The organism is Bacillus cereus group sp. MYBKT14-1 (assembly GCF_051915185.1).
Classification (GTDB): Bacteria; Bacillota; Bacilli; order Bacillales; family Bacillaceae_G; genus Bacillus_A; species Bacillus_A cereus.
The window spans coordinates 343816-369317 of the sequence record NZ_JBQAEF010000004.1 but is presented as its reverse complement, the minus strand read 5'-3'; the positions used below and the strand labels follow the sequence as shown (position 1 = coordinate 369317).

Sequence of the window (25502 nt, the reverse complement as noted above, 5' to 3'; positions counted from 1 at the left end):
TTCCCCATAAGAAAAACACCTCCATTAAAATCATAACTGATACTTACGATTTAGAGAGGTGTTTTTTTTCGTCTCATTCTCTGGGTTCACTCCAATAGGAAAGGATGGCGTTTTTGTATGTCTATTTCTGTATCTGATGAATTACAACCATTGAGCAAAAAAGTTAGTGATTAAAAATATTATTCTTTAGTACATACATTTTTAAGATGTTAAATATATTTCATAATAGTCTCTGTAAGATAGGGATAAGTAGAATAGTACTTTAAAGTACCTATAGCACTTTAAAGTGCGTACTTTTTATAACTTTGAATATCATTCATAATAGCACCAGTAAGAAGAAAACAAGCTTTACGGTACTACTAGTTACCAACGATGTTACAGCAGTTTATTTAGAATCAGATTGATTGAAGGGTTGTACTATATGGCCTAATAATTTCGAAAAAATGTCGGTGTGGCATAAAACAATTATGGAGGTTAAAGATATGAGCACTTCAAATTTGAATGAAATAAGTAAACAAATTTTAAAAGAGGAGGAAACGCTTCAATTTTCCTCTTTTACAAATGAAGATGCCTTGCAACTAGGTTTATTTATCGTTGAAACAGCAAAGCGAGAGGGGAAATTGATTGCTGTTGATATAACGAAAAATGGTGTGCAATTATTTCATTTCAAGATGACAGGGACAAATGCGGAAAATACGAAATGGATTGAGCGTAAAAAACGAGTCGTTTCCCTGCATGATCGTAGCTCGTATTATATGCAGATACAAAGTGAAATAACTGGAATTTCATATAATGAAAAATATCTTTTAGATACTTCGGAATATGCTGCGTTTGGTGGATGCTTTCCTATCAGGATAAAAAACGTAGGGGTTATTGGAATGATAACAGTTTCAGGATTACCACCAGAAGAAGATCACGAATTGGTAGTAAGAGCAGTTAAAAATCATTTGAACCAATAGTTGTAACTAGTCAATAGATAATTAAATTTAGGGGGCAATACTATGCCATTAATCGAGCTAAATACTTGGCCAACCATGTCAACAGAAGAAAAGAAGGAATTTATTTATAGTGTAACGGAACTTACAATAAAACTATTAAAAATTGTCCCTGACAAAATTCAAGTGTTGATAACGGAACTTGAGAAAGAAAACTGGGGGAAAGCTGGGGCTGTAGCAAGTGATGCTACCTTTGCTGTGAAAAGTAGGGTGTCCGATTGGGAGACAAAAGAGTCTTACGATACACTAGGTCGTAACGTTAATGGAATGGCTATTATTAAGATTGATATATGGAATACATTTGATCAAGAGACAAAGGATAAGTGGGTAAACGAACTTACACAAGTAACATCTAAATATACTCATGCACCTTTGGATAAAGTGCTAATTCTTATTCGTGAAATGATTCCAGGGAACTGGGGACAAAGTGGTGTAACAGGAGCTAATGCAGATTTCCTTTCCAAAAGTCGTACATTTTAATCAGTAAATAAAAAAGGCAAAAATGAACACATTTCTGTTCGTTTTTGCCTTTTTATTATTTGTCTGTGGTAATGAACATGATCCTTTATATGTTTAAGTAATATTCTCTAAAGTTGCCTCTACGGGAAAGTGTATTTCTTCATTTGAAAGTCTTTTTCATGGAATGTAGATTTCAATTTTTGAGCAAAATAAGCTAGGTTATATAAATGTTACTTTTTAGTACCTATAGTACTTTAAAGTACGTACTTTTTATTAGGGTAATTATCATTCATAATAGCACATGTAAGAGAGAAACAAGCTTTACGGTACTGGTAACTAACTATGTTACTTTTTGGTACCTACAGCACTTTAAAGTACGTACTATTCATTGTATTGAATATATTTCATAATAGTACATGTAAGAGAGAGACAAGCTTTACGGTACTAAAAAGTACCTATAGTACTTTAAAGTGCGTTCTTTAAAAAAAGAATGAAACCATTCATAATAGCGTTTGTAGAGATTAAATATGTTTTTTAGAAGATAAAAGGGCCTTTTTATCGCACTATTATGATAGGAATTATAGGGAAGAGGGGGAACTCAATTGAATTCATATACAGCATCGTCTTCAGAAGTTCAGACGAATCGAAGAAGTATATTTGCGTTGTTAGCGTTAGCAATTAGTGCGTTCGGGATTGGGACAACTGAATTTGTTAGTGTCGGTTTATTACCATCTATTTCGGAAGATTTACATGTGTCGGTTACAACGGCTGGTTTAACAGTTTCTTTATATGCGTTAGGCGTAGCGTTTGGGGCTCCAGTATTAACGTCATTAACAGCTAATATGTCACGAAAAACGTTATTAATGTGGATTATGATTATTTTCATTATTGGTAACGGAATCGCAGCGGTAGCAACAAGCTTCACTGTATTACTTATTGCGCGAATTATTTCTGCACTTTCGCATGGTGTGTTTATGTCAATTGGTTCAACAATTGCTGCGGCACTTGTCCCAGAAAATAAACGGGCTAGCGCGATTGCGATTATGTTTACTGGTGTAACAGTTGCAACTATTACAGGTGCACCAATTGGAACATTTATTGGTCAACAATTTGGCTGGAGAACATCATTTTTAGCAATTGTAGTAATTGGAATTATCGCCTTAATTGCAAATAGTATTCTCATTCCATCTAATATGAAAAAAGGTGCGTCTGTATCATTCCGCGATCAATTTAAACTGATTACGAACGGAAGACTGTTACTAGTTTTCATTATTACTGCATTAGGATATGGGGGAACATTCGTAACTTTTACGTATTTATCTCCGTTATTACAAGAGGTAACAGGATTTAAAGCAAATACGGTTACTATCATTTTATTAGTGTATGGAATCGCCATTGCGATAGGGAATGTGATTGGCGGAAAATTATCGAATCATAATCCAATTCGAGCGCTATTCTACATGTTCTTTATTCAAGCGATTATACTATTTGTTTTAACATTTACGGCACCATTTAAGGTAGCTGGGTTAATCACAATTATTTTAATGGGGCTATTCGCATTTATGAATGTTCCAGGGTTACAAGTATATGTCGTAATGTTAGCTGAACGATTTGTACCGAGTGCTGTCGATGTTGCATCGGCAATTAATATTGCGGCGTTTAATGCTGGGATTGCTCTTGGTGCTTATTTAGGCGGTATTGTAACGAACTCGTTAGGGTTAATTCATACAGCTTGGGTAGGCGGCATTATGGTAGTAGGTGCTGTTATTTTAACAGCATGGAGCATGACATTAGAAAAAAGAGATCAAGTAAAATAAAAGGAGAGAAAATAAAATGAAAAATTTACAAAGTAAAACAGTATTAAGTAATGGTGTGGAAATGCCTTGGTTTGGTTTAGGTGTATTTAAAGTAGAAGAAGGACCAGAACTTGTAGAAGCGATTAAATCAGCAATTAAAGCAGGATACCGCAGCATTGATACAGCTGCAATTTACGGAAATGAAGCAGCTGTAGGTGAGGGGATTCGTGCCGGTATTGAAACAACTGGTATTTCAAGAGAAGAATTATTTATTACTTCAAAAGTATGGAACGCAGATCAAGGATATGAAGAAACGATTGCTGCATACGAAGAGAGCTTAAAAAAATTAAAGCTAGATTATTTAGATTTATATCTTGTTCACTGGCCTGTAGAAGGGAAATATAAAGATACATGGAGAGCGTTAGAAACACTTTATAAAGAAAAGCGTGTACGTGCAATTGGCGTAAGTAATTTCCAAATTCACCATCTGCAAGATGTAATAAAAGATGCAGAAATTAAGCCGATGATCAACCAAGTAGAATACCATCCTCGTTTAACACAAAAAGAATTACAAGCTTTCTGTAAAGAACAAGGTATTCAAATGGAAGCATGGTCACCACTTATGCAAGGTCAATTATTAGATAACGAAACATTACAAGAAATTGCTGAGAAACATGGTAAAACAACAGCACAAGTGATTTTACGTTGGGACCTTCAAAATGAAGTGATCACAATTCCAAAATCAACGAAAGAGCACCGCATTATTGCAAATGCAGATGTATTTAACTTTGAATTAACGAAAGAAGATATGGAAAAAATCGATGCATTAAATCAAAATCACCGCGTTGGTCCAGATCCTGATAACTTTGATTTCTAATAGAAATGAGTAAAAAGAGTGCAAAAATTGGTCATCTCCCTGTCAAGTAGACAGTAATAAAAAGAGTATTATGCCACGGCCTTTTCCCGATATTCTATCGGGGAAAGGCCGTGAAGTTTTTCTTGGAATCTTTCTGTATTATAAAATTGAATATATTCTTGAATTGCTCGATAGGCCATTTCATATGTTTTTGGGCGCACTAAATACAACTTCTCTGTTTTTAAATGTGAGAAGAATGATTCGATACACGCATTATCAAAACAGTTTCCACGTCTAGAATGACTGCCGACAAATCCTAATTTCTCTAACTGTTTTGCGTAGGATTTAGATGTATATTGAAACCCTTGATCTGAATGGAAAAGGGGCTTAGTGGTTAATGACTTCTCTTCTAATTGACGTAATGTAGTTAAAACCAAATTTAAATCATTTCTTGAAGATAGCTTCCAGGCAACAATTTCATTGTTGTATAAATCTAACACAGCTGACAAATAGGCAAATTGTTCTCCGATTCGCACATAAGTAATATCTGTTACGAATTTTTGGTTTTGCTTTTCAGCCTGAAATTCTCGATTCAAATGATTTTTAAATATCACAGATGTTTTCCTTCCATAAAATGGACGTTTTTTTCGAATGATAGATTGAATATCCAGCTCTCTCATGAGACGACGAACACGTTTATGATTCATTACCATTCCTTCTCGAGCTAAAGCACGAGTCATGCGTTTATACCCATAGTAAGGGTGCTGACGATGAATAGATAAAATATGTTCTTTATGCCACATATCCCTTTTCTGACGTAAACGCTGTACGTTATGATATTTCCGCCATTTATAGTAGCCAGCCTTAGAAACTTCCGCGATTTGAAACAGCCATCGAAGTGGATAGGCTTGGCGTAATGAATCGATAAGAGAAAATCGTTCTTTCTTTAGGACCATTCCTTCCCGTGTAGATTTGGATTGCGCTTTTTTAAATACTCAACCTGTGCCTTCAAATAAGCATTTTCTTCTTCTAGACTATTAAAATTCTTTCGATTCCAGACACCACGTTGATCATCAAAGGACTCCCCCTGTTGCGCACGTTTTACCCACTCAATAATCTGGGCATCGCTCTTCACACCGAGTTGTTCACGAATTTCTCGCAATGATTTTCTCTCTTCTAATCGAAGACGAACTGCTTCTCGCTTTAGTGCTTCTGTATATTTTTGAAATGATTGTCCCTTTCTTGCCATAAAAAAACCCCCTCCAGATAAAACAGTATTGAGTCCATCATATCAGATGGACTCTTTTTTTACTGTCTACCTATAGGGGATAATACCAAATTGCACTCTTTTTTTATTTTCTATTCAATAAAATGTTTCTGTTTATATTATGACTTTTAAATTACTTTAGGCGAGCTAAAGAACTTATTAACAGTATTAAAGTTTGACATAAAATAATGCATTCTATATTATATATGCTATAGCATATAAATTGCGATTTATTTGAAGGTGGCATATGGACTTATATGAGTTAACAGGACATCTTGTTCATCATACTGATGTGAAGTTAACAAATTATATAATGTAAGTTTTTAATCACATATTGCTTATAAAATTTATCCTTTATATGCTGTAGCATATAAGTGTTATCTCATAACTTGTAACGGTAAAAATTTAAATAATACAGTAGATATATTATGAAACGAGGAGATTTTAGTTATGGAAAAATTCATATTAGCGTTTGATAGAGAACTTGTAATCGCAGAAAAAAAAGACTCAACATGGAGCGTCCAATCGCAGTTTGTAGGTGCGAATCCAGTTGCTTTAGCTTTAGATCCATACGACCAAGAAAGAATGTATTGTGGTACTTTTGATAGGGGATTATGGAGAAGTAAAGATGGAGGAAGTTCATGGGAAGCGATTGGTACGTTGCCTTCATTTGGTGAAGTGTTCCCAGCTAATGCTATTCATATGAGAGCTATTACAGCAGTTTCTGTATCTCCAGCGAAGGGGGATGACGGTAACGGGATTGTATATGTAGGAACTGAACCGAGTGCAATGTTCGTATCCAAAAATGGAGGAGACAGTTTTGAGCTGCTAACAGATTATCGACAAATGCCATCATATTCATCATGGTTCTTTCCTCAAAGAACATATACACACCATGTAAAACATATTGAAATTGATGCTAATAATCCAGAAACTATTTATACGACTATTGAGGTAGGCGGATTAATTAAAAGTGTAGATGGAGGTAAGACATGGACTGAGGAAAAAGAGGGGAACTATCCTCAAGATATTCACATTCTTAAATCACATGGCGATGCGCCAAATCGTTTATACGGGGTGTTAGGTGATTCATTCTTGAAAGAACCAGGTCAAGAGTATGCGGAGAGTAATGATGGAGGTAAGACTTGGAACTATATGTGTAGCGGGCTAAAGCATCATTACGCATATCAAATGGCAGTTAACCCAAATGATCCAGAAAATATTATTATCGCGACATCTTCAAATCCCCACGTAGCGCATGATTACAATAATGGAAATTGTGAATCATTTATTTATAAGAAAGAAAAAAATCAGTCTTGGGCAGAAATGAATGTAGGTTTACCAACTCCTAAAGGCACAATCATACCAGTATTAAAGGCAACAAGTGATGGAACGTTTTATCTGTTTAGCAATAAAGGAGTGTATCAGTCAGTAGACGGTGGTTCAAATTGGACATCATTAGAGATTCCTTGGGAGAATAGATTTATGGGACAACATCCTTATGAGATGTTAATTATTAAATAAGTGACAGGTATAGTTTTTACTACTATTCATTGGTAATGTTTAGTTGAATTTAAATTAAAAATGTAAAAAGCCAGGTAATGTGTTATTCATGCTACCTGGCTTTTTTGACCAGCAATTTAAGGTTATTTTCATATTTGTGTAAATATGAAACAAGCAGGATACATGAATAGAGAATGGGTAAAATAATACCGAATGATCACTAGATTGTATCAATGATGCTTATAAGTGTTTTTTTAGGGAAACTGAAGCAAGAAGCAGTGGTTTAGATTCAGAATGACTAGCAATTGGTGTTATGGTGTTCAATGGTTCAAAAATGAACTCATTTCAACTCATATTATCTTCGCAATGTATCATTTTGAAGAATATTAAAACTTAGGAGGAAATGAATTATGACAAAAGATTTCTATACTGCACTGAAAGAAAGACGTACTTACTATGGAATTAACAAAGAGGTACAAGTATCGGATGAAAAAATTAAAGAAATTGTGGAGTTTGCTGTGAAATATACTCCATCAGCTTTCAATTCTCAAACTGCGCGATTAGTTGTATTATTTGGTGAAGCTCATGATAAATTATGGGATATTACAACTGAAACATTAAGAAAAGTAGTTGGAGATGGAGATTTCTCAGGAACGCAACAAAAAATGGATTCTTTTAAAGCTGGTTATGGAACAGTACTATTCTTTGAAGATGAGGCTATCGTTAAATCGCTTCAAGAAAAATTTGCTGCATATGCTGAAAACTTCCCAATTTGGTCACACCAAGCATCAGGTATGCACCAATTAGTCGTATGGACAGGTTTAGAAGCAGAGGGATTAGGGGCATCTTTACAACATTATAATCCATTAATTGACGATGAGGTAAAACAAGAATGGAATGTCCCTGCTAATTGGAAACTAATTGCACAAATGCCATTTGGTAATCCAACAGCTGCACCAGGTGAAAAAGAATTCCAACCACTTGAAGAGCGTGTGAAATTTCATAAGTAATATTCAAATGTAATAAAATGGAAATTTAATCAGTGGTGGTCTTACTGTCCGCAAATAGCGGGATAAGCTAACTGTATTGCGAAAATAAAACTGTTTAGTTACAAAAATTCTATTTATTATTTCTGTTAATCGAGTATGTATTAATAAAAGTTGTTAAAATCACTATTTTAATCTTTAAAGGAACAAGGTGATCGGTTTGATCATCTTGTTTCATTTCTTAAATTTTATTTTATTCATTAAAAAACGCTAGCTTTTCATAAATGCTTGAAAAACTAGCGTTTTAATAATAGGTATCTGTAATTTGATTACTTAAAACTATATACGAAAAAGCTTTTATGTTATTCCTCAAGTTCTATCCATTCCTGTGACCATTCTTCTATTCCGCGAATAATAGCTTCTAAAGCAAATCCTTTTTGAGTTAAAGAATATTCTATACGAACTGGTGTCTCAGGAAAGACTTTACGTTCGACAATTCCTTCTAGTTCTAATTCTTTCAATCTTTCTGAAAGTAATCTTCCGCTAACAGGAAGAGAAGATTCAAGCGTACAAAAGCGCTGAGATCCAGAAAAAAGTTGGTAAATAATTAGTGCTGTCCATCGTTGGCTAAAAAATTTCATTCCTTTTTCAAAGCGAGGGCATAATGTAGAATCATTCATTTTCCTTCACCTCCTAAAACAAATTATATAACATCTTACTATTAGTAACAAATGTTTTTATAATTAATTACTTGACGTAAATTAATTACGAATGTATACTCACTTACATAAAGTAACTAAGTTGTTTTATGTAACTAAAACTCTTTTCTTTAAATGGCCAAAGTTGTAATGATACATATTGCATATAAGCTGAGAGAAAAAAGAATAGCATCTGTAAAAACACTTACGTTGTGTAAGTTAAACAATAAAAAATATAACAATGGAAGAGGATTTTTAGAGATTCTCAATACTAGGAGGTACCTAATGGTTACAACAGATACAATTCATATGTTAGAAGATAAAATTCAATTTATACATCAAGATGGAAAGGATATTTATTTAGTAGGACCTATCAAATTGCCAATTAATTTATATGGGGAGACTAAAATTTTCCAATGGTATTCTTGGTTACAATGTAGTGAGGTTACAAATAGTGTAGAAGGAATTATCAAAAAACTCTCATCTATTAATTTAGCTGATATGCAGCAATCTAGTGTGCTTGTATATGGTGATTTTGAGAATTCTGAAGATGCCCTAATTCGTATGCATAGTATTTGTCACACCGGTGATATCTTTGGTAGTAAACGTTGTGACTGTGGATTCCAATTAAAGCAGTCTTTACAAATGATTACAGAACATGGTTCAGGTGCTTTATTTTACTTAGCGAATCATGAAGGAAGAGGAATTGGTTTGTTTAGTAAAGCAATGACGTACCTCTTGCAAGAAAATGGGTTAGATACAGTAGAAGCTAATCTGAACCTAGGCTTTGAAGATGATGTTCGAAACTATGATGATACAATTGAAGTATTAAAAGCGCTACGCTCAAAACCTGTAAAACTTATTACAAATAATCCGAAAAAATTAGAAGCGTTACAAAAAGCTGGATTAAATGTTACGAGTCGTGAACCGTTATGGGGTGATATCTCAGAGTTTAATGAGAAATATTTGCAAACGAAGATTCAGCGTTCTGGACATTTTGAAGGGGGACACTTACATGCTTGAGCATGAATTGTATATGAAGCTAGCACTAGAAAATGCCAAGGCTATGAAGGGACAAACGACTCCAAATCCATTGGTTGGATCTGTAATTGTAAATGATAATCGAATTGTAGGGGTCGGAGCACATATGAAGGCCGGAGAACCACATGCCGAAATACATGCGATACGTATGGCTGGAGAACAGGTACGTGGTGCTACAATCTATGTAACTCTTGAACCTTGTTCTCATCATGGTAGAACAGGGCCTTGTGCTGAAGCAATTGTACAAGCAGGAATTAAGAAGGTAGTAGTTGCTACACTTGATCCAAACCCGCTTGTTTCTGGACGTGGAATTAAAATTCTACAAGATGCAGGTATTGAAGTACTTGTAGGAGTGTGTGAAGAAGAATCTAAAAAAATGAATGAAGTCTTTAATAAATATATTTTGACAAAGCGTCCATTTGTAACGATTAAATCAGGAGTTACATTAGACGGGAAAATCGCTACGTCTTCATCGGATAGTAAGTGGATTACATCTGCAGAAGCAAGACAAGAAGTACACCAAATACGAAACGAAAATGCGGCTATTTTAGTAGGAGCGAATACTGTTCAAAAGGATAATCCATCATTGACAACGCGTATTCCAAATGGACGAAATCCAATTCGAATAATATTGGACTCGACATTACGCATACCGATGGAAGCTAACGTTGTTACAGATGGAGAAGCTCCTACCTGGATATTTACAACAAGTAATCATGCAGCGAAAAAAAAGATAGCATTAGAAAATGCAGGAGTTAAAGTATTTGTTACTAGCGGAGAAAAGCATATAAACTTACATGAAATGCTTGATGTTTTAGGGCAAAAAGGAGTTTCCTCCCTGCTTATTGAAGGTGGTGGAGAGGTAAATGCTTCGTTTATTGAAAATAAATTGATGGATAAACTTATATTATATGTCGCACCAAAAATTATTGGGGGCAGATTGGCGCCTAGCTTTGTAGAGGGGACTGGTATTACTAAAATGCAAGATGCAATTGAATTTAAGGATGTATCATTTACCCAGGTTGGAAAAGATTATAGATTTATTGGCTATCCAGAATATCGGAAAATATAAGGAGAATAAAAGCTACTTATATGTTCCGATAAATGGATTGCAGAAAGGAGCGATGAAGAGTGAAGTTTGGATTTGATATCGATGATACATTAATTGATTTAAGGCAGCATGCTTTTCATTTATATAATAAGAAATTAAACAAAAAATTAGGATTGGATGTATTTCATTCTTTAAAAACAATTGAAATTCATGAAGCATTTGGCATGACTTCGGAGGAAGGCAGTCATATGTGGAATAGTTTGCTGGATGAGATTTATTATACTTCTTGTTCACCGTTTCCATATGCAGTAGAGACATTACAAGAATTAGAAAGACAGGGACATGAAATTTACTATATAACGGCGCGACCTAAAGAGCATGGAGAGCAAACAAAAAAATGGTTAATAGAAAAAGGTTTTCCGGTACATGAAGATCGCTTTTTCTATGGAATGAAGGATGAAGAAAAAATACACTTCATACAAGAAATAAAATTAAACTATTTCTTTGATGATAAGCCGGCAGTCTTAGAAACGTTAATAGGAAAACCGATAAATGTGTATGCAAAAACTACTTCTTACAATCAACATCTCAACATCCCGCGTATTACAAGTTGGACAGAGTTAGAAAATATTATAAAGAAAGATATGTAAAGGTTTAATTAGAAAATTAAATAGAGCCAAGAGCATATTGAGTGTTACAATTTTAGAGGAAAGACATAGGTGTTATGTCTTTCCTTATTTTTTTTGGATTATAGGGAATACTATCGTTTCTTTAAAGTGTGATGTGTTAGGAGTACTTTTGATAAAGAGGAAATAGAAAAATGAGCAATAAGAAAAATATTTTTAAGCTAGTCTAGTATGGAAGCGTAATTTATATTTCAAGGATAGGTTCCTCTGTTGCTGCAATATTTGCAGATATTTTGGATGAGAAGTTCAAGAATTAATGGGGTGTGTTCATAATCATGGATTTTCAGAAAACTAAAATTACAATGTTAGGTTATTTTGATTTAGTAGTGGATGATATGCAAAATTGCATATCGCAAAATAAACATCGTAATTTTGGGATTCTTATTATAAAATACATTACTTAAACTATATATTAGAATGGAGAAAGTGAATTGGAATTATTAAGAAACAGTAAGGTTGGTACAAAACTAAACATATTAATAACTATATCAAGTATTGCATGTATAGTATTATCCCTAATAGGGTTTTGGGGATTAGAAAGAGGGAAAAGTACTTCCTCTAATATGTATGAGGATAATTTACTACCAATTGAGTGGATTGGTATTGTAGAATCTAATTTTTATCATGTTAATATGAACTTTATGGAAATTATGGTATCAAAAGATGAAAAAAGAATGAATGAATTAATAACAGAAATGGACGGAATTCGTCAGGAAAATGATTATCTTTTAAAGCAGTTTGAGGCTAAAGTTATTTCTACTAAAGAAAAAGAATTATATAACACGTTTTATGAAACATTTAATAAATTAAGAACTCAAATGAAGAAAGCGCAAGAATTAGGGAAATCTAATAATGAGGAAGCATATGCATATTACCTAAAAGAGATTGAACCTAATATGCAAAAATCAATAAAATCAATTCGTGAATTAATTTTATATAATAGTAATAATGCAGAGCTTTTACAGAAGGAAAATAATAATAGTGCTCAAAATACAATGATAATGTTTGTTAGTATTTCGCTTTTAGCAATTTTAATAATTATATTAATTGGATATATTATTAAATTAACTATCCGAAAACCACTTGTGTTACTACAAAATGATATGGAAAAAGTAGCAGCTGGAGATTTAACAACACGTACTCCTTATAAAGCAAATAATGAATTAGGGCATATTGTTCAGTCTTTTAATAGTATGTTAGATAACCTTCAACAATTAATTGCGAATGTTAAGATGACAACACAAGAGGTTATTTCTACTACGGAGGGCGTATTACAAGATACAAATCGAGCGTCTAGTATTTCAAATGAGGTTGTACAGACTGTTTTAGAAGTAAAAACAAAAATAGAAGGACAGGTAACTAGTATTCAGGAGAGCTCATCCTCAATGGAAGAAATTACAACAGGGGTGCAAACTGTAGCTGAATCTTCAGCAGTAGTCGCTGAGGTAGCAGTAACGACTACAGAACGAATAAATATCGGTAGTGAAGTGATAAATCACTCTATTCTTCAAATGAATAGTGTACATGATGTTGTCGAGGAAACATCAAAAGTAATAAATAAACTTGTTACACATACACAACAGATTGATACAGCTCTCGCTGCAATTACTAATATTGCCGAACAAACGAATCTTCTTGCCTTAAATGCCGCTATTGAAGCGGCACGTGCTGGAGAGAATGGGAAAGGATTTGCAGTGGTTGCCGCAGAAGTTCGAGACTTGGCTGAGCAATCTAAAGAATCTGCAAAGGAAGTGAATCATTTAATAAAATCCATTCAACAAGATACTCAAGATACAGTTAATGTCATGCGAAAAGGCCAACAGAAGGCAGTAGAAGGAAAAGAAGCTGCCCACAAAGCGAATCAAACCTTCTTGTCTATTATGAGAGATATTGATAAGATTACAAGTCAAATTCAAGAAGTATCCGCAGCGACAGAAGAGATGTCTGCTGGTACAGAAGAAGTAAATGCTTCTCTTTCGCTAGTTTCTGAAACTGCAACGGATGTAAAAAAAGAGACTCTTCAAACAGTAAAATCAATTCAATCACAAGCTGTATCAATTGAACAAATATCAATTCAATCTAACAAAATGAAAGAAAAGGTGGAAGAATTAACGGAACTGGTTTCAAAATTTAATATTACAGAATAAGATAATTTATTCAATTACAAATGTAATAACATGTATGAAAACACATGAAGACTTAAGGGGCTTCGTGTGTTTTTTTATTGAATAATGTATGAAATAATATTGGATCATTTCACGGTATTTCAAAAATTTCGGTTTTATATCCATATATGCAAAATTACATATATTTAATGATTGATAATCATGAGCTAATGTAACTATAATAATTACACTAATAAGTAACTTACTGACGACAGTTATAAGTAAAGAAGGAGGGTTTTATTGTATTTTGTATATAAAAAATAGAAAAGGAGATATGTAAATGAAAAGGCTACTTGTTATAGGCATCATGTATACAATGTTTTTCCTCATAGGAAATATACACTTACATGCTGATGAACGAACAAATGTAAAAGAAATTACTAGTTTAGAAGAGCCTACTTGGATATTTCAGGCGGGCATAAGTAAGGGTAAATATCACGATCGACAAGATTTAGGATTTATTTTGCAGAGAAATACACCATTAAAGGTAAGACAAACGAATCCTAATTTTAAAGACAAATTAACATTACGTTTATTGTCTAATGACTCTAAAAATGAAAAATCCATACAAGTAGGAAATGAGTGGATTACCATTCAAGGTGATACGCCTTTAGTTCCTTTCATAGATACTCCGTATGGTGAAAAGCACGCTGTACTTGAGTACCAAGTAGGGAATGAAAGTGCTACTAAACCTCTTCCCATTTATAAACAACAAGGAAGTGTATCTCAATTTTTTAGTACATGGGATCAATTTGATGGAGAGTATGCGTTAATTCAAGGGGAGAGTTTTCAATTATTTGTACCTAAAAAAGATAAAGAGTTAGTAAGATCTTTAAAAGATTTTCAATCGTTGGATGAGTTAATTGCATATTATGAAGATATTTTTGCGATGTATGATTCAATTATTGGTTTAGATGGCTCAACGGTTGAAAATAAAAAAAGTCAAAATCGTTATTTCTTAAAAGCAGATATATCTGGTGCTGGCGGTGCCTATTATGGCGCAAATTGGACAGCGAATAGTTCAGATAGTACAAAGATGTGGTTAGATAAACTAAGTTGGGGAACTTTACATGAAATCGCTCATGGATACCAAGCTGGTTTTGATAATCAAGGAATATTTACAGGAGAAGTTTCTAATAATCTATTTGGTGTTCAATATCAATATAGTAAATACGGCAAAAAAGCAGATCAAGTTGGTTGGTTATTTAATTTTGGGAAGAAGGAACAGGTAGAACGGAATTTATACAATGCTTTAATGAAAGAAAATAAAAATTATGATGATTTAGATTTGCGACAAAAACTTATTCTTTTAACGATGGCGAAACAAAAAGCTGGCGATGAAGCTTTTGCAAAAATGTATCAAGGTTATCGAAAACTAGCTAGCAATGCTGCTTTCAAAAAGGGGGATTATTCTTTACCGGATTTAATGAATCAGTATTATAGCGAGAATGTACAAGTTGATTTTACACCCGTTTTTGAAAGATGGGGCTTTAAGCTTAATCATAAACAAATAGAGATGAATAGGGCGAAAGGTTATCCGGCAATTACTTCTTTAGCGTATATAGTGCCTGAATCACAATTAGCTAAGGCGAGAGCTCTAGTTGATCCTGATATTCCGATAAACTCTAACTTTGAAATAGTTACGAATCAGCAAATTGCTTCGCTTGGACTAAAAGGGAATTTGCATATCCATTTAAATACAAATGAAATAGATACATTGAAAGGAAGAAAGATTAAATTAAAAGAAGGGAATACAGTTGTTCAAGAAAAAACAATTGAAACAGCAGATATCAATTTACAAGACGTACCAAATGGGGTTTATACGGTTGAAATTTCAGGTGAGAAAATGGATAGAATGTATCATTTCCGTTCGTATTATGCCTATGTAAAGGAAAAGGATAATAGTCTAACGATTGATGTTAACGAAATGAAAGTGAGTAGGTTGGTAAATCAAACGATTCAATTCCTAGGATTAGGAGATGACCAGTTTGCCGAATTAAATACAGACTTAGAGCAAAAGCAAGCTGTTTTTACGGTTACTACTAAAACGCCTCATAGCTATTATGCAGGTGAAAAATATGCATCAATAGAGTTGTTTAATGAGAAAGGTGAAAAAATTTATACGAAGGAAATGGAAGGGACAAATGTAACGATTGTAAAAGATACCATTCCACTAAAAGAAGGATATAAAATTAAAATCTATCATGATGAAATAAAAAAACGATTAACTAGTACAGCTACTATTATTAATCCTATGAATAAAACGAATGAATTTATAATGACAAAATGGGGATTGAAAAATACTTATTTGAAAAATAATCCAGAAGAAAATCTTATGAAAAGAATTGATGAAGAAATGGAAGAAATTATAAGTAATCCGGTTTTAAAAGAGATACCAATGCAAAAATTAGAAATGAAAAAGAATGTGTGGATGGCGATAAATATGTTATCAGAACCACAAAAAATAACGTATATAAATAAATATAAAGATAGCTTATATAATGAGTAATTTTTGAGGAATGAAATGAATCTAAAAGTAAAGACGCAATCTATCTATATTATGAGGAATCACAATTCATAAACAGTAGATAAACATAGATAGTTTGAAATATCTATGTTTCCAATTTTGAAAAAACATTTATTTAACTTAATAATAAGATTATAAAGGAGTAAGAATATGAATAATTTCGTAAAGGTAGGTTTAACTACAGGAGTGGTGTTATCGGCGATTATGCCCTATGGAGGAGTGCATGCGGAAACAGAAGATTTAAAAGTGGAAACAAAGGAAGATACGTTCCGAACAGGTAATTTAACAGCACCTTCTCAAAAATCGGCAGAAAATGTAGCAAAGGATGCGCTAAAAGGAAAAACAGAACAAGCATTATCCTCAAAGCAAGTTAATACGGAATCCAAAGTTAATTATAATGTGACGCAAAGTCGTAAATCTTATGATGGTACTACATTGGTGCGTCTTCAACAAACATATGAAGGACGTGATGTATACGGATATCAACTAACAGCACATATTAATGATGATGGTGTACTTACGAGTATTTCGGGAGATAGTGCCCAAGATTTACAACAACAGGAAGATTTGAAACAACCTATTACTTTATCAGAAGAGGATGCAAAGAAACAGCTTTTCAACATCTATGGAAATGATCTCACATTTATTGAAGAACCAGAAATTAAACAAGTGGTATATGTAGATGAAAATACAAATAAAGCTACCAACGCATATCAAATTACTTTTAGTGCATCTACACCTGAATATGTATCTGGTACAGTATTAATTGATGCTTTTGGTGGTAATCTATTAAAAGAACTCGTGCAAAAATTGGGTATACAAGTAGATAGTAGTATTGTCCAATCTGCGACAGCAAATAAATCACAAGATTCTTCAAGATTAACAGGTACAGGAAAAGATGACTTAGGTATTAATCGTACGTTTGGAATTACGCAGCGAAGTGATGGAACGTACATGCTTGCAGATTATTCTCGTGGTAAGGGAATTGAAACATATACTGCTAATTATAAAGATTATAATAATTATAGAAGAAATGTATGGGGTTATCTCGATGATTTAGTAACAAGTAATTCTACAAATTTTACTGATCCTAAAGCAGTTAGTGCTCATTATTTAGCAACGAAAGTATATGATTTTTATCAAGAAAAATATGGCCGTAACAGCTTTGATAATAACGGACAAAAAGTAATTTCTGTCGTTCATGGTTGGAACACAAATGGTACGAATAAAGGAAATCCTAAGCAGTGGTTTAATGCATTTAGTAATGGAGCTATGCTAGTATACGGAGATCCAATTGTTAGAGCATTTGATGTGGCAGGACATGAATTTACACACGCGGTTACAAGAAATGAGTCTGGACTTGAGTATGCAGGAGAAGCTGGTGCAATTAATGAGGCTCTATCTGATATTTTAGGAGTAGCAGTTGAAAAGTATGCTAATAACGGAAAGTTCAATTGGACAATGGGAGAACAATCAGGTCGTATTTTTAGAGATATGAAAAACCCATCATCTATCTCTTCTAGATATCCGGAGGACTATAGACATTATAATAACTTACCTATTGATGCTGACCACGATCATGGTGGTGTACACACGAACTCTAGCATTATTAATAAAGTAGCTTACTTGATTGCTAGTGGTGGAAACCATAATGGAGTAAACGTACATGGCATTGGAGAAGATAAAATGTTTGATATTTTCTATTATGCAAATACGGATGAATTAAATATGACTTCTAACTTTAAAGAATTAAAAGAAGCTTGTATTCGTGTAGCAACGAACTTATATGGTAAAGACTCATTAGAAGTACAAGCTGTCCAACAAGCCTTTAAAGCAGCTTATATTTAATAATATTGCGATGAATTATAAACCCTTTTATTTTAATATAGTGATTAATTTGTGTGTATAGGCAAAAACCTTGTAGAATTTTTCTGCAAGGTTTTTTTAGAATTTTATTTTACAAATGTGTTATATGGTTTTTAGTTAATTAGGATAAAAATAATCCTATAACTGTATGTAAGAATGTGTGATTTTACAACCTTTTCTATGATAAAAAAAGATACTACTTTAGCAAATATAAAGAGTTAGAAATTATAGTTTATAGGGCACTTTTTTGTTCCTATGGAACTTTAAAGTGCGTAATTTTCTTTATCGTTAATATATATCATAATGGTATTTATTAGTTGGTTTTAGCTTTACTCTGCTGTTGATGTGATTTTTTAACATGACAATGATTAGAATCAGAATTATCGAGTAGATCTAAATGATGATAATTTCGATTTTTAATTCCGTACAGAGTGGAATAGCTACATAATTTTCGTTTATACTCTTTCGAAAAAAGGGTGGATCTGCTTATTTTCTGTTAAAGATAAGAGAAGTGAACCACAATATAAACGTAATTATGTATTCCAACGTAAGTCAATCATGTAGCACATGAATTTGGAGGAATCTATATGCATATGCAATTAAAAGGAAAAACAGCACTGGTTACTGGATCTACGGCAGGGATTGGAAAAGCAATTGCCACTTCATTAGTAGCGGAAGGAGCTACTGTACTTATTAATGGACGCCGTGAAGAAAATGTTAATCAAACGATAAACGAAATTCGAGCGCAGTATCCGGATGCTATTCTTCAACCTGTAGTAGCTGATTTAGGAACAGAACAAGGGTGCCAAAATGTGATTGAAAAGTACCCTGAAGTAGACATTCTTATTAACAACTTAGGAATTTTTGAACCTGTAGAATATTTTGATATCCCTGATGAAGATTGGTTTAAATTGTTTGAAGTCAATATTATGAGTGGTGTTCGACTTACTCGCTCGTACTTGAAAAAAATGATTGAAAGAAAAGAAGGAAGAGTCATCTTTATTGCTAGCGAAGCAGCTATTATGCCATCTCAAGAAATGGCTCACTATAGTGCGACTAAAACGATGCAACTCTCACTTTCTCGCAGTTTAGCTGAGCTGACGACAGGAACGAATGTGACTGTTAATACTATAATGCCCGGTTCGACTTTAACGGAAGGAGTGGAGACTATGTTAAATAGTCTTTATCCTAATGAGCAATTGACAATAGAAGAAGCTGAGAAGCGATTTATGAAAGAGAATCGACCAACCTCTATTATTCAAAGGCTTATTCGACCAGAAGAAATTGCCAATCTTGTCACTTTCTTAAGCAGCCCACTTTCTTCAGCAATTAATGGTTCCGCGTTGCGAATAGACGGGGGATTAGTACGTAGTGTGTTTTAAAAAATTAAAAACAACATAATATTCTGTTGAAGGTAAAGATGGTAAGGCAAATGAGTTGTATTTTATCTATTAATGGAAATATATAAAAAGCAAATTGCGACATGCAAACAGCCGAATTTTCTACTATAAGAAAAATTCGGCTGTTCTTTTTTTACTTGTTGTAAAGGATGGAAAGCTTTTAAGATTGTGGCACGCCTCTTAAGACAAAGATAAGGCGAAGCAATCCCGCTGTTATTTGTATTATTTAGTGAAAGTTACCAAACGTTTTTCAACACTATTTTCCCAATTGCTTTATTTGACTCCAAATATTCATGTGCTTGTGCAACTTCATCAAACGTAAAAAGTTTAGAATCTAGCAATGGTCGAAGGTGTCCTTCTTCTACTATTTGCGTTAGTTTAGTTAAAATTTCCCCGCAAGCGTCACGTTTATCTGTATGTAATATTTTTAACGCCATAAAAGTAACGTGCAGAGAGAGTCCTTTTGCGTGTAAAGGAGAGAGGTCATGGGTTGAACGAGCTGCAATTGTTACGACAGTTCCGTTGACCGCAGCAGCTTCAAAAGAATCATCAAGATTCTTGCCGCCTACTGTATCAAATATAACTTCAAATCCGTTTCCGTTCGTATGTTTTTGTACATATTCTTGAACAGATTCTTCTTTATAATTAATAGCTATGTCGGCTCCTAGACGATGGGCGATGTCTATTTTGCTTTGCTGAGAAGCGGTTGTAAAAACTTTAGCGCCTGCCCATTTAGCTAGTTGAATGGCTACGTGTCCTACGCCACCAGTAGCTCCATGAATGAGAATATTTTGACCAGGTTTAATATTTGCACGATCAAATAAAGATTCCCAAGCTGTAATTGCAACTAATGGTAGAGCAGCAGCTGCTTCCATTGTTAAATTTTTAGGTTTGTGAGCAATTAATCGTGCATCAGCAAGCATAAATTCTGCAAGTGCACCTCCAGTTTCTTTAAAACCTCCGGCACATCCGTATACTTCATCCCCACATTTAAATTTCGAAACACCTTCTCCTACTTCAATAACAATACCAGCTACATCGCCGTGTAATATAGCTGGAAACTCAGGAGCGACTGCTGAAACGGCACCACTACGCATTTTTGTATCGATTGGATTTACACTTGTTGCTTTTACGTGAATTAGAACATGACCTGGTAAAAGTTTTGGTTTTGAAACTTCTTCTAATTGAAATACAGATGAATCCCCAAAAGAATGGATAATTTGTGCTTTCATAGTTTATACCTCCTGTTCGTGGTTATAGCATAGCAAAGTACGAAAAATAAGTATAATATTTTGAATTTGGTTAGTAACAATTTTATATAAAGAAAGGGAAAGTACGTGAAATAATGAAACGTATTTGCAAAAGCAACTGTAAAGTTTTTTGAAGAAAGGATAGATGTTATTTTTGCAGCACGATTTATTCATTATGTTTATTATTACTCACTTAGTATAGGTACTTTAAAGTGCCTACATCACTTTAAAGTACGTACTGTTATTCATGTTATGGCCGATTTATAATAACACTCGTAGCACAAAGAAAGTTATAACGATTACAATCGGCAACAATGTGGTGTTGCAGTGTTGCTTATAAATTTTGAGAAGAAATATGAAAAGTATAGATTTATATGAATGAGGGAAAGTGAGTGAAACACATGGAAAAGTTTGCGAACCATTTTGGATATAATCGTATGTTTGCGAAAGATCAACTTACGTTAGGAGTTCACATTCCGATTGAAAATTATCAGTTTCATGCTCCAACGATGGAAAAACAAGTAGAGTTAGTACAAAAAGCGGAACAATACGGTTTTACAGGTGTATGGCTTCGCGATGTATTGCTGCAAGACCCTGATTTTGGTGATCCTGCAACAGGTCAAATTTACGATATGATGATTTATTTGACGTATTTAGCAAGCAAGACAAAGAAAATTGCATTTGGAACGTCGGCAACAGTGTTGTCACTTCGTCATCCATTGCGTGTAGCAAAAGAAATTGCTACATTAGATCAACTATTTCCAGAAAGAATTATGCTTGGCGTTTCATCCGGTGACAGACGTGCCGATTTCAAAGCGTTAGGTGTTAGTCATGAAACACGAGGTGAAAAGTTTAGAGAAGCATTTGCTTACTTGGAAGAGATTTTGTATAAAAACTTCCCGTCTATCCAGTCGACACTAGGAGAAGTTCATGGTGCGAATTTAGTTCCAAAACCGTCTAAACGTGTTCCAACCTTTATTACAGGTTTTAGTCAGCAAAATATGGAATGGTTTGCTGAACATGGAGATGGATGGATGTATTATCCACGTAGTCCGGTGCATCAGGCGGGAGCAATTGGACAATGGAGAGAACTAGTAGAGGATTATCATCCAGATGTATTCAAACCATTTATACAACCGATGCATTTAGATTTATCTGAAGATCCAAATGAACGTCCTACACCGATACGTTTAGGTTACCGTACAGGGCGTAAGGCACTAATTGAATTACTTGATATATATAAAAGTATTGGTGTGAATCATTTATTCCTTGCTCTATTTGATGGTCAACGCCCAGCTGACGAAGTGTTAGATGAGCTAGGGGAAGAAGTACTTCCTCATTACCCTGCATTGTAAAGGAGTGGAAAGAATGAAAGCGATAGGACTTATGCAATATGGTGATAAAAGTGTACTACAAGAAATTGAAATGAAAATACCTTTATTAGGAGACAACGATGTACTGATTGAAGTATATGCAGCTGGTATAAACCCCGTGGATTGGAAAATACGTGAAGGTTTACTTCAAGACGTAATTTCTTATGACTTCCCGCTCGTTTTAGGATGGGATGTTGCAGGTGTAGTTGCTGCTATAGGGCCAAACGTAACAGGATGTAAAGTGGGGGATGAAGTATATAGTCGTCCAGATATTGAACGAAATGGTACGTATGCAGAGTACGTGGCAGTAGATGAGAAGTATGTAGCGAAAAAACCGAGAAATCTATCTTTTGAGGAAGCGGCATCAATCCCTCTAGTAGGTTTAACAAGTTGGCAAAGTTTAGTGAAATTCGCTAATGTTCAAAAGGGTAATAAGGTTTTAATTCATGCTGGATCTGGCGGGATAGGTACGTTTGCTATTCAGCTAGCCAAAAGCTTCGGTGCACATGTTGCAACTACGACTAGTACAAAAAACATGCAGTTTGTAAAGGATCTAGGCGCTGATACTGTCGTCGATTACAAAACGGAAGATTTTTCTTCGCTTTTGCATAATTACAATATTGTATTTGATGTATTAGGCGGAGATATACTAAAGAATAGTTATAAAGTGCTTGCACCAAATGGAAAGTTAGCGTCTATTTATGGTCCGAAAGGTATGGAAATTCCGCAAACCGAGATATCAAGAGAGAAAAATATTGAGAGTGACCATATATTTACTGAACCTAACGGATATGAACTTTCTCTTATTACAGAATTAATTGAGGGCGGGAAGATTAAACCTGTTGTAACGCATGTGTTGCCTTTACATGTAGAAGGCGTAAAAAAAGCACACCACATAAGTGAGTCAGAACGTGCTCTTGGCAAAATTGTATTAAAGAAACATTGGTAAAGTATGAGGATTTAGAGAGAGCGTTGTGCTAAGTAGCGAATGAGCTAATATATTCTTTTCTAGCAATTGTTTTAAAAAGGGAGATAGCAAATGGATTCAATGACATTTCTTTTACCCCGCATTAACAGGCAGTAAGACCCCCACCTCAAAATTCAGCGATATCATAGAAGTTAGGTGGGGGCAACTGCCTGTAAAAGCCCGATTGGTTCAACTAATAATCAGTGGGAATGAACAAAACCCCCACTGATTAAAGTTTCACTTTATTCGGAGCGACAGGGGATTTAGCGAAACGCAAAATTTACCCTGCTTTATACAAACTATTTAGTAATGAAAATATACCGCAATCTATTTCGATTATCGATATTGGTAGAAAGGTAATGTCAGATGTGGAATTTCAAACAAAGGTAGAACAATCCCTTGCTACATTTTCTAGAAAATCTACTGATGATGAATCAGGAGTAGAAGAATTTATTAGCACATTTCGTTATTGTCAATTAAATACAGCGAATATAGAGGACTATCAAGATTTGTTGAGCCTTGTAAAGAGGCGTGAAACAGAATTAAACAATCCTGAAAACCGCATGTTTTACCTATCTGTTATACCAGAAGTATTTGATGTCATTGCTTTAAATATTAAGGAAAGTGGATTGTGGACTACAAAAGGATTGAACCGTCTTATTATAGAGAAGCCTTTTGGGCATCATATAACATCTGCTCACGAGTTTAACGGGGAATTAATTGAAGATTTTGATGAAACTGATATTTATTATATCGATCATTATCTTTGAAAATGAATGGTAACTCAGGATAAACTTAGAAAAGTATTACGAAATAAATAGTATTTAATTTAAGACATATTTATTGACGATAATAATTTATGTGGTTAATATACTAGACGTAAGATTATTTAATTACTAAAAGTAATTAGATATAAAATGTTTTGCAAAATTCTATAAATAAGTACGTTGTAGTAGAAACGCTTTGAATTGGCACTATTAATATTGGGGACAATTAGAAAGCGAAAGGTATAAAAGGAATTGGAATTTGATAACTCTTTGTTTTTTTATAAAAACAGGGGCTTCTGTACAATTCATTTTTAAAATATTGACAAGGATTATACAACAAGAGGGGGACTGAAATTGGAATCAATGACCTTTGTTTTATTTGGAGCGACAGGGGACTTAGCGAAACGCAAAATTTACCCCGCACTATATAACTTATATAGAGATCAAAAGCTTCCAAAGCAAATATCCGTTATCGGGCTTGGAAGACGTCAAGTATCTCACGAAGATTTTCAAGAAAGAATAAAAGAATCAATAGAGACGTTTTCTCGTCAGAGGGAAGAAGGTACTCCGGAACTGGAAGGTTTTTTAGATAATTTTCGCTATTGTCCATTAGATGTCAGTAAGCCGGAAGACTATGAGAGATTATTACAAGTCGTTCGTGAAAGGGAAGAAGAACTACATATAAAAGGTAATAGAATGTTCTATCTTTCAGTTGCTCCTGAATTTTTCGAGACGATTGCTTTAAATATTAAGGAAAGCGGACTTGATAAAACAGATGGATGGAAACGCCTGATGATTGAGAAACCGTTTGGGCACGACCTTGCATCTGCTCGTGAGCTGAATGATAAGCTTAGTCGCACGTTTGAAGAAGACGAGATATACCGTATTGATCATTATTTAGGTAAACCGATGATTCAAAACCTTGAAGCGCTAGAATTTGCAAATCCTGTTCTCCAGTCGATTTGGAATAAAGAACATATAGCGAATGTACAAATCACAGCTAGTGAAACAGTTGGGGTTGAAGAAAGGGCAGGATATTATGACCAGGCAGGAGCCATTCGAGATATGGTTCAAAATCATATGTTACAAATATTAATGATGACTGCTATGAATCTGCCGGAAAAGGTTAATGCATGTGAAATTCGAGAGGAAAAGCGAAAGGTAATGGAGACGCTTCGTAAAGTGAAAAAAGAAGACGTTCAAAACCATATCGTTCGCGGTCAATACGTTTCAGGAGAAATAAAAGGCGGACAAGTTGTAGCGTATAAAGAGGAGCCAGGAGTAAACCCTTCTTCTAACATAGACACATTTGTTGCTGCTCGCCTGTGGATCGATAATCCATTTTGGACTGGCGTTCCATTTTATATACGAACAGGAAAACGAATGAAAGAAAAGTCTACTCGTATTGTAATCGAATTTAAAAATACGTTAAAACAGCAATATCAAGATAGTAATCCAAATGCAGCACCTAACTTATTAATAATTGAAATTAGTCCAGGTGAGAACGTTTCATTACAGTTAAATAGTAAAAATCCATTGAAAAATGGAGAAATTGAACCGATGCGTATTAACTTTACTTGTGAGCAAGCGGATGTGGGAGTACCTGAAGCGTATGAAAGACTCATTCATGATGCGGTGAGTGGAGACGCTACATTCTTTGCACATTGGAGAGAAGTTGAATTGTCATGGGAATGGGTACAACCAATTCTTGAAGCATTCGAGGAGAACTTATTACCACTTCATGAATATGAGTCTGGTTCATATGGTCCAGATGCGTCTAATGAATTATTGCAAGAAAGTGGATTTAAATGGTGGTTAGATCAAGAGACGGAAAAATAAGTACTTTCTT

At 34.2% G+C, this 25502-nt stretch carries 19 protein-coding genes and 1 pseudogene; 17 read left to right on the top strand and 3 right to left on the bottom strand.

Translation table 11 applies throughout. The annotated features are described in order from the left end of the window. The first annotated feature begins 443 nt into the window (after positions 1-443). The 4 genes from ACTFO4_RS14265 (at position 444) to ACTFO4_RS14250 (ending at position 4127) form a co-directional block, all read left to right on the top strand. Positions 444-959 carry a heme-degrading domain-containing protein gene (locus ACTFO4_RS14265; protein WP_105559683.1) on the top strand — a complete coding sequence of 172 codons (516 nt, stop codon included), beginning with the start codon at positions 444-446 and terminating at the stop codon, positions 957-959. A gap of 42 nt (positions 960-1001) precedes the next feature. Then, the gene (locus tag ACTFO4_RS14260) at positions 1002-1475 is read left to right on the top strand and encodes a tautomerase family protein (protein ID WP_001128306.1); all 474 of its coding nucleotides are present in this window, start codon (positions 1002-1004) and stop codon (positions 1473-1475) included. 581 nt (positions 1476-2056) lie between these two features. Next, complete coding sequence (locus ACTFO4_RS14255; protein ID WP_001089891.1) at positions 2057-3271, top strand: MFS transporter; 1215 nt, start codon at positions 2057-2059, stop codon at positions 3269-3271. 16 nt (positions 3272-3287) lie between these two features. Beyond that, on the top strand, positions 3288-4127 hold the full coding sequence (locus ACTFO4_RS14250) for an aldo/keto reductase (RefSeq protein WP_000793566.1): 840 nt from the start codon (positions 3288-3290) through the stop codon (positions 4125-4127). Between the two features lie 68 nt (positions 4128-4195). Here the strand turns inward: ACTFO4_RS14250 and ACTFO4_RS14245 are convergent. Beyond that, positions 4196-5355 (bottom strand): IS3 family transposase gene (locus ACTFO4_RS14245; protein ID WP_440018858.1). Its coding sequence is split into 2 segments (ribosomal slippage): positions 4196-5097 and positions 5097-5355, totalling 1161 coding nucleotides; the frame shifts between segments, so codons are not numbered across the junction. Positions 5356-5823: 468 nt separating this feature from the next. On the opposite strand from ACTFO4_RS14245, the gene ACTFO4_RS14240 reads away from it, so the two are divergent. Next, positions 5824-6897 carry a WD40/YVTN/BNR-like repeat-containing protein gene (locus ACTFO4_RS14240; RefSeq protein ID WP_078421352.1) on the top strand — a complete coding sequence of 358 codons (1074 nt, stop codon included), beginning with the start codon at positions 5824-5826 and terminating at the stop codon, positions 6895-6897. Positions 6898-7286: 389 nt separating this feature from the next. Then, positions 7287-7886 (top strand): nitroreductase family protein, encoded by a 600-nt coding sequence (locus ACTFO4_RS14235; protein ID WP_000158938.1) that lies wholly within the window; start codon positions 7287-7289, stop codon positions 7884-7886. A 338-nt stretch (positions 7887-8224) separates the two neighbouring features. Here the strand turns inward: ACTFO4_RS14235 and ACTFO4_RS14230 are convergent, their stop codons facing one another. Beyond that, positions 8225-8542, bottom strand: a complete 318-nt coding sequence (locus tag ACTFO4_RS14230; RefSeq protein WP_001000104.1) for a winged helix-turn-helix transcriptional regulator — start codon at positions 8540-8542, stop codon at positions 8225-8227. 303 nt (positions 8543-8845) lie between these two features. On the opposite strand from ACTFO4_RS14230, the gene ACTFO4_RS14225 reads away from it, so the two are divergent. From ACTFO4_RS14225 to ACTFO4_RS14195, 7 genes are all read left to right on the top strand, one after another. Beyond that, on the top strand, positions 8846-9583 hold the full coding sequence (locus ACTFO4_RS14225; RefSeq protein ID WP_000258858.1) for a GTP cyclohydrolase II: 738 nt from the start codon (positions 8846-8848) through the stop codon (positions 9581-9583). Then, complete coding sequence (gene ribD, locus ACTFO4_RS14220) at positions 9576-10673, top strand: bifunctional diaminohydroxyphosphoribosylaminopyrimidine deaminase/5-amino-6-(5-phosphoribosylamino)uracil reductase RibD (protein ID WP_139365881.1); 1098 nt, start codon at positions 9576-9578, stop codon at positions 10671-10673. The genes ACTFO4_RS14225 and ribD overlap by 8 nt, the downstream gene beginning before the upstream one ends. Positions 10674-10732: 59 nt before the next feature. After that, positions 10733-11302, top strand: coding sequence for a 5' nucleotidase, NT5C type (locus ACTFO4_RS14215; RefSeq protein ID WP_017673863.1), 570 nt, complete (start codon positions 10733-10735; stop codon positions 11300-11302). Positions 11303-11769: 467 nt separating this feature from the next. Beyond that, the gene (locus ACTFO4_RS14210) at positions 11770-13485 is read left to right on the top strand and encodes a methyl-accepting chemotaxis protein (RefSeq protein WP_410988147.1); all 1716 of its coding nucleotides are present in this window, start codon (positions 11770-11772) and stop codon (positions 13483-13485) included. A gap of 298 nt (positions 13486-13783) precedes the next feature. Further along, the gene (locus ACTFO4_RS14205; protein ID WP_440014363.1) at positions 13784-16012 is read left to right on the top strand and encodes a putative mucin/carbohydrate-binding domain-containing protein; all 2229 of its coding nucleotides are present in this window, start codon (positions 13784-13786) and stop codon (positions 16010-16012) included. Positions 16013-16180: 168 nt separating this feature from the next. Continuing rightward, positions 16181-17878 (top strand): M4 family metallopeptidase, encoded by a 1698-nt coding sequence (locus ACTFO4_RS14200; protein WP_410988149.1) that lies wholly within the window; start codon positions 16181-16183, stop codon positions 17876-17878. 605 nt (positions 17879-18483) lie between these two features. Continuing rightward, complete coding sequence (locus ACTFO4_RS14195; protein ID WP_000551092.1) at positions 18484-19278, top strand: SDR family NAD(P)-dependent oxidoreductase; 795 nt, start codon at positions 18484-18486, stop codon at positions 19276-19278. A gap of 254 nt (positions 19279-19532) precedes the next feature. Here the strand turns inward: ACTFO4_RS14195 and ACTFO4_RS14190 are convergent, their stop codons facing one another. After that, entirely contained in the window at positions 19533-20528 is a 996-nt protein-coding gene (locus tag ACTFO4_RS14190) for a zinc-dependent alcohol dehydrogenase family protein (RefSeq protein WP_410988150.1), read from the bottom strand. A gap of 419 nt (positions 20529-20947) precedes the next feature. Here ACTFO4_RS14190 and ACTFO4_RS14185 point away from each other — a divergent pair, with 419 nt between their 5' ends. The 4 genes and pseudogenes from ACTFO4_RS14185 to zwf all read left to right on the top strand — a co-directional run bounded on the left by ACTFO4_RS14185 (position 20948) and on the right by zwf (position 25492). After that, on the top strand, positions 20948-21901 hold the full coding sequence (locus ACTFO4_RS14185) for an LLM class oxidoreductase (RefSeq protein ID WP_078421355.1): 954 nt from the start codon (positions 20948-20950) through the stop codon (positions 21899-21901). Positions 21902-21914: 13 nt separating this feature from the next. After that, positions 21915-22868: an NADP-dependent oxidoreductase gene (locus ACTFO4_RS14180; RefSeq protein WP_017673869.1), complete on the top strand. Its 954-nt coding sequence runs from the start codon at positions 21915-21917 to the stop codon at positions 22866-22868. Positions 22869-23119: 251 nt separating this feature from the next. Further along, positions 23120-23656 (top strand): annotated as a pseudogene (locus ACTFO4_RS14175) (glucose-6-phosphate dehydrogenase); the annotation flags it as partial. A 351-nt stretch (positions 23657-24007) separates the two neighbouring features. Then, positions 24008-25492 carry a glucose-6-phosphate dehydrogenase gene (gene zwf / locus ACTFO4_RS14170; RefSeq protein ID WP_017673871.1) on the top strand — a complete coding sequence of 495 codons (1485 nt, stop codon included), beginning with the start codon at positions 24008-24010 and terminating at the stop codon, positions 25490-25492. The last annotated feature ends 10 nt before the right edge of the window (positions 25493-25502 follow it).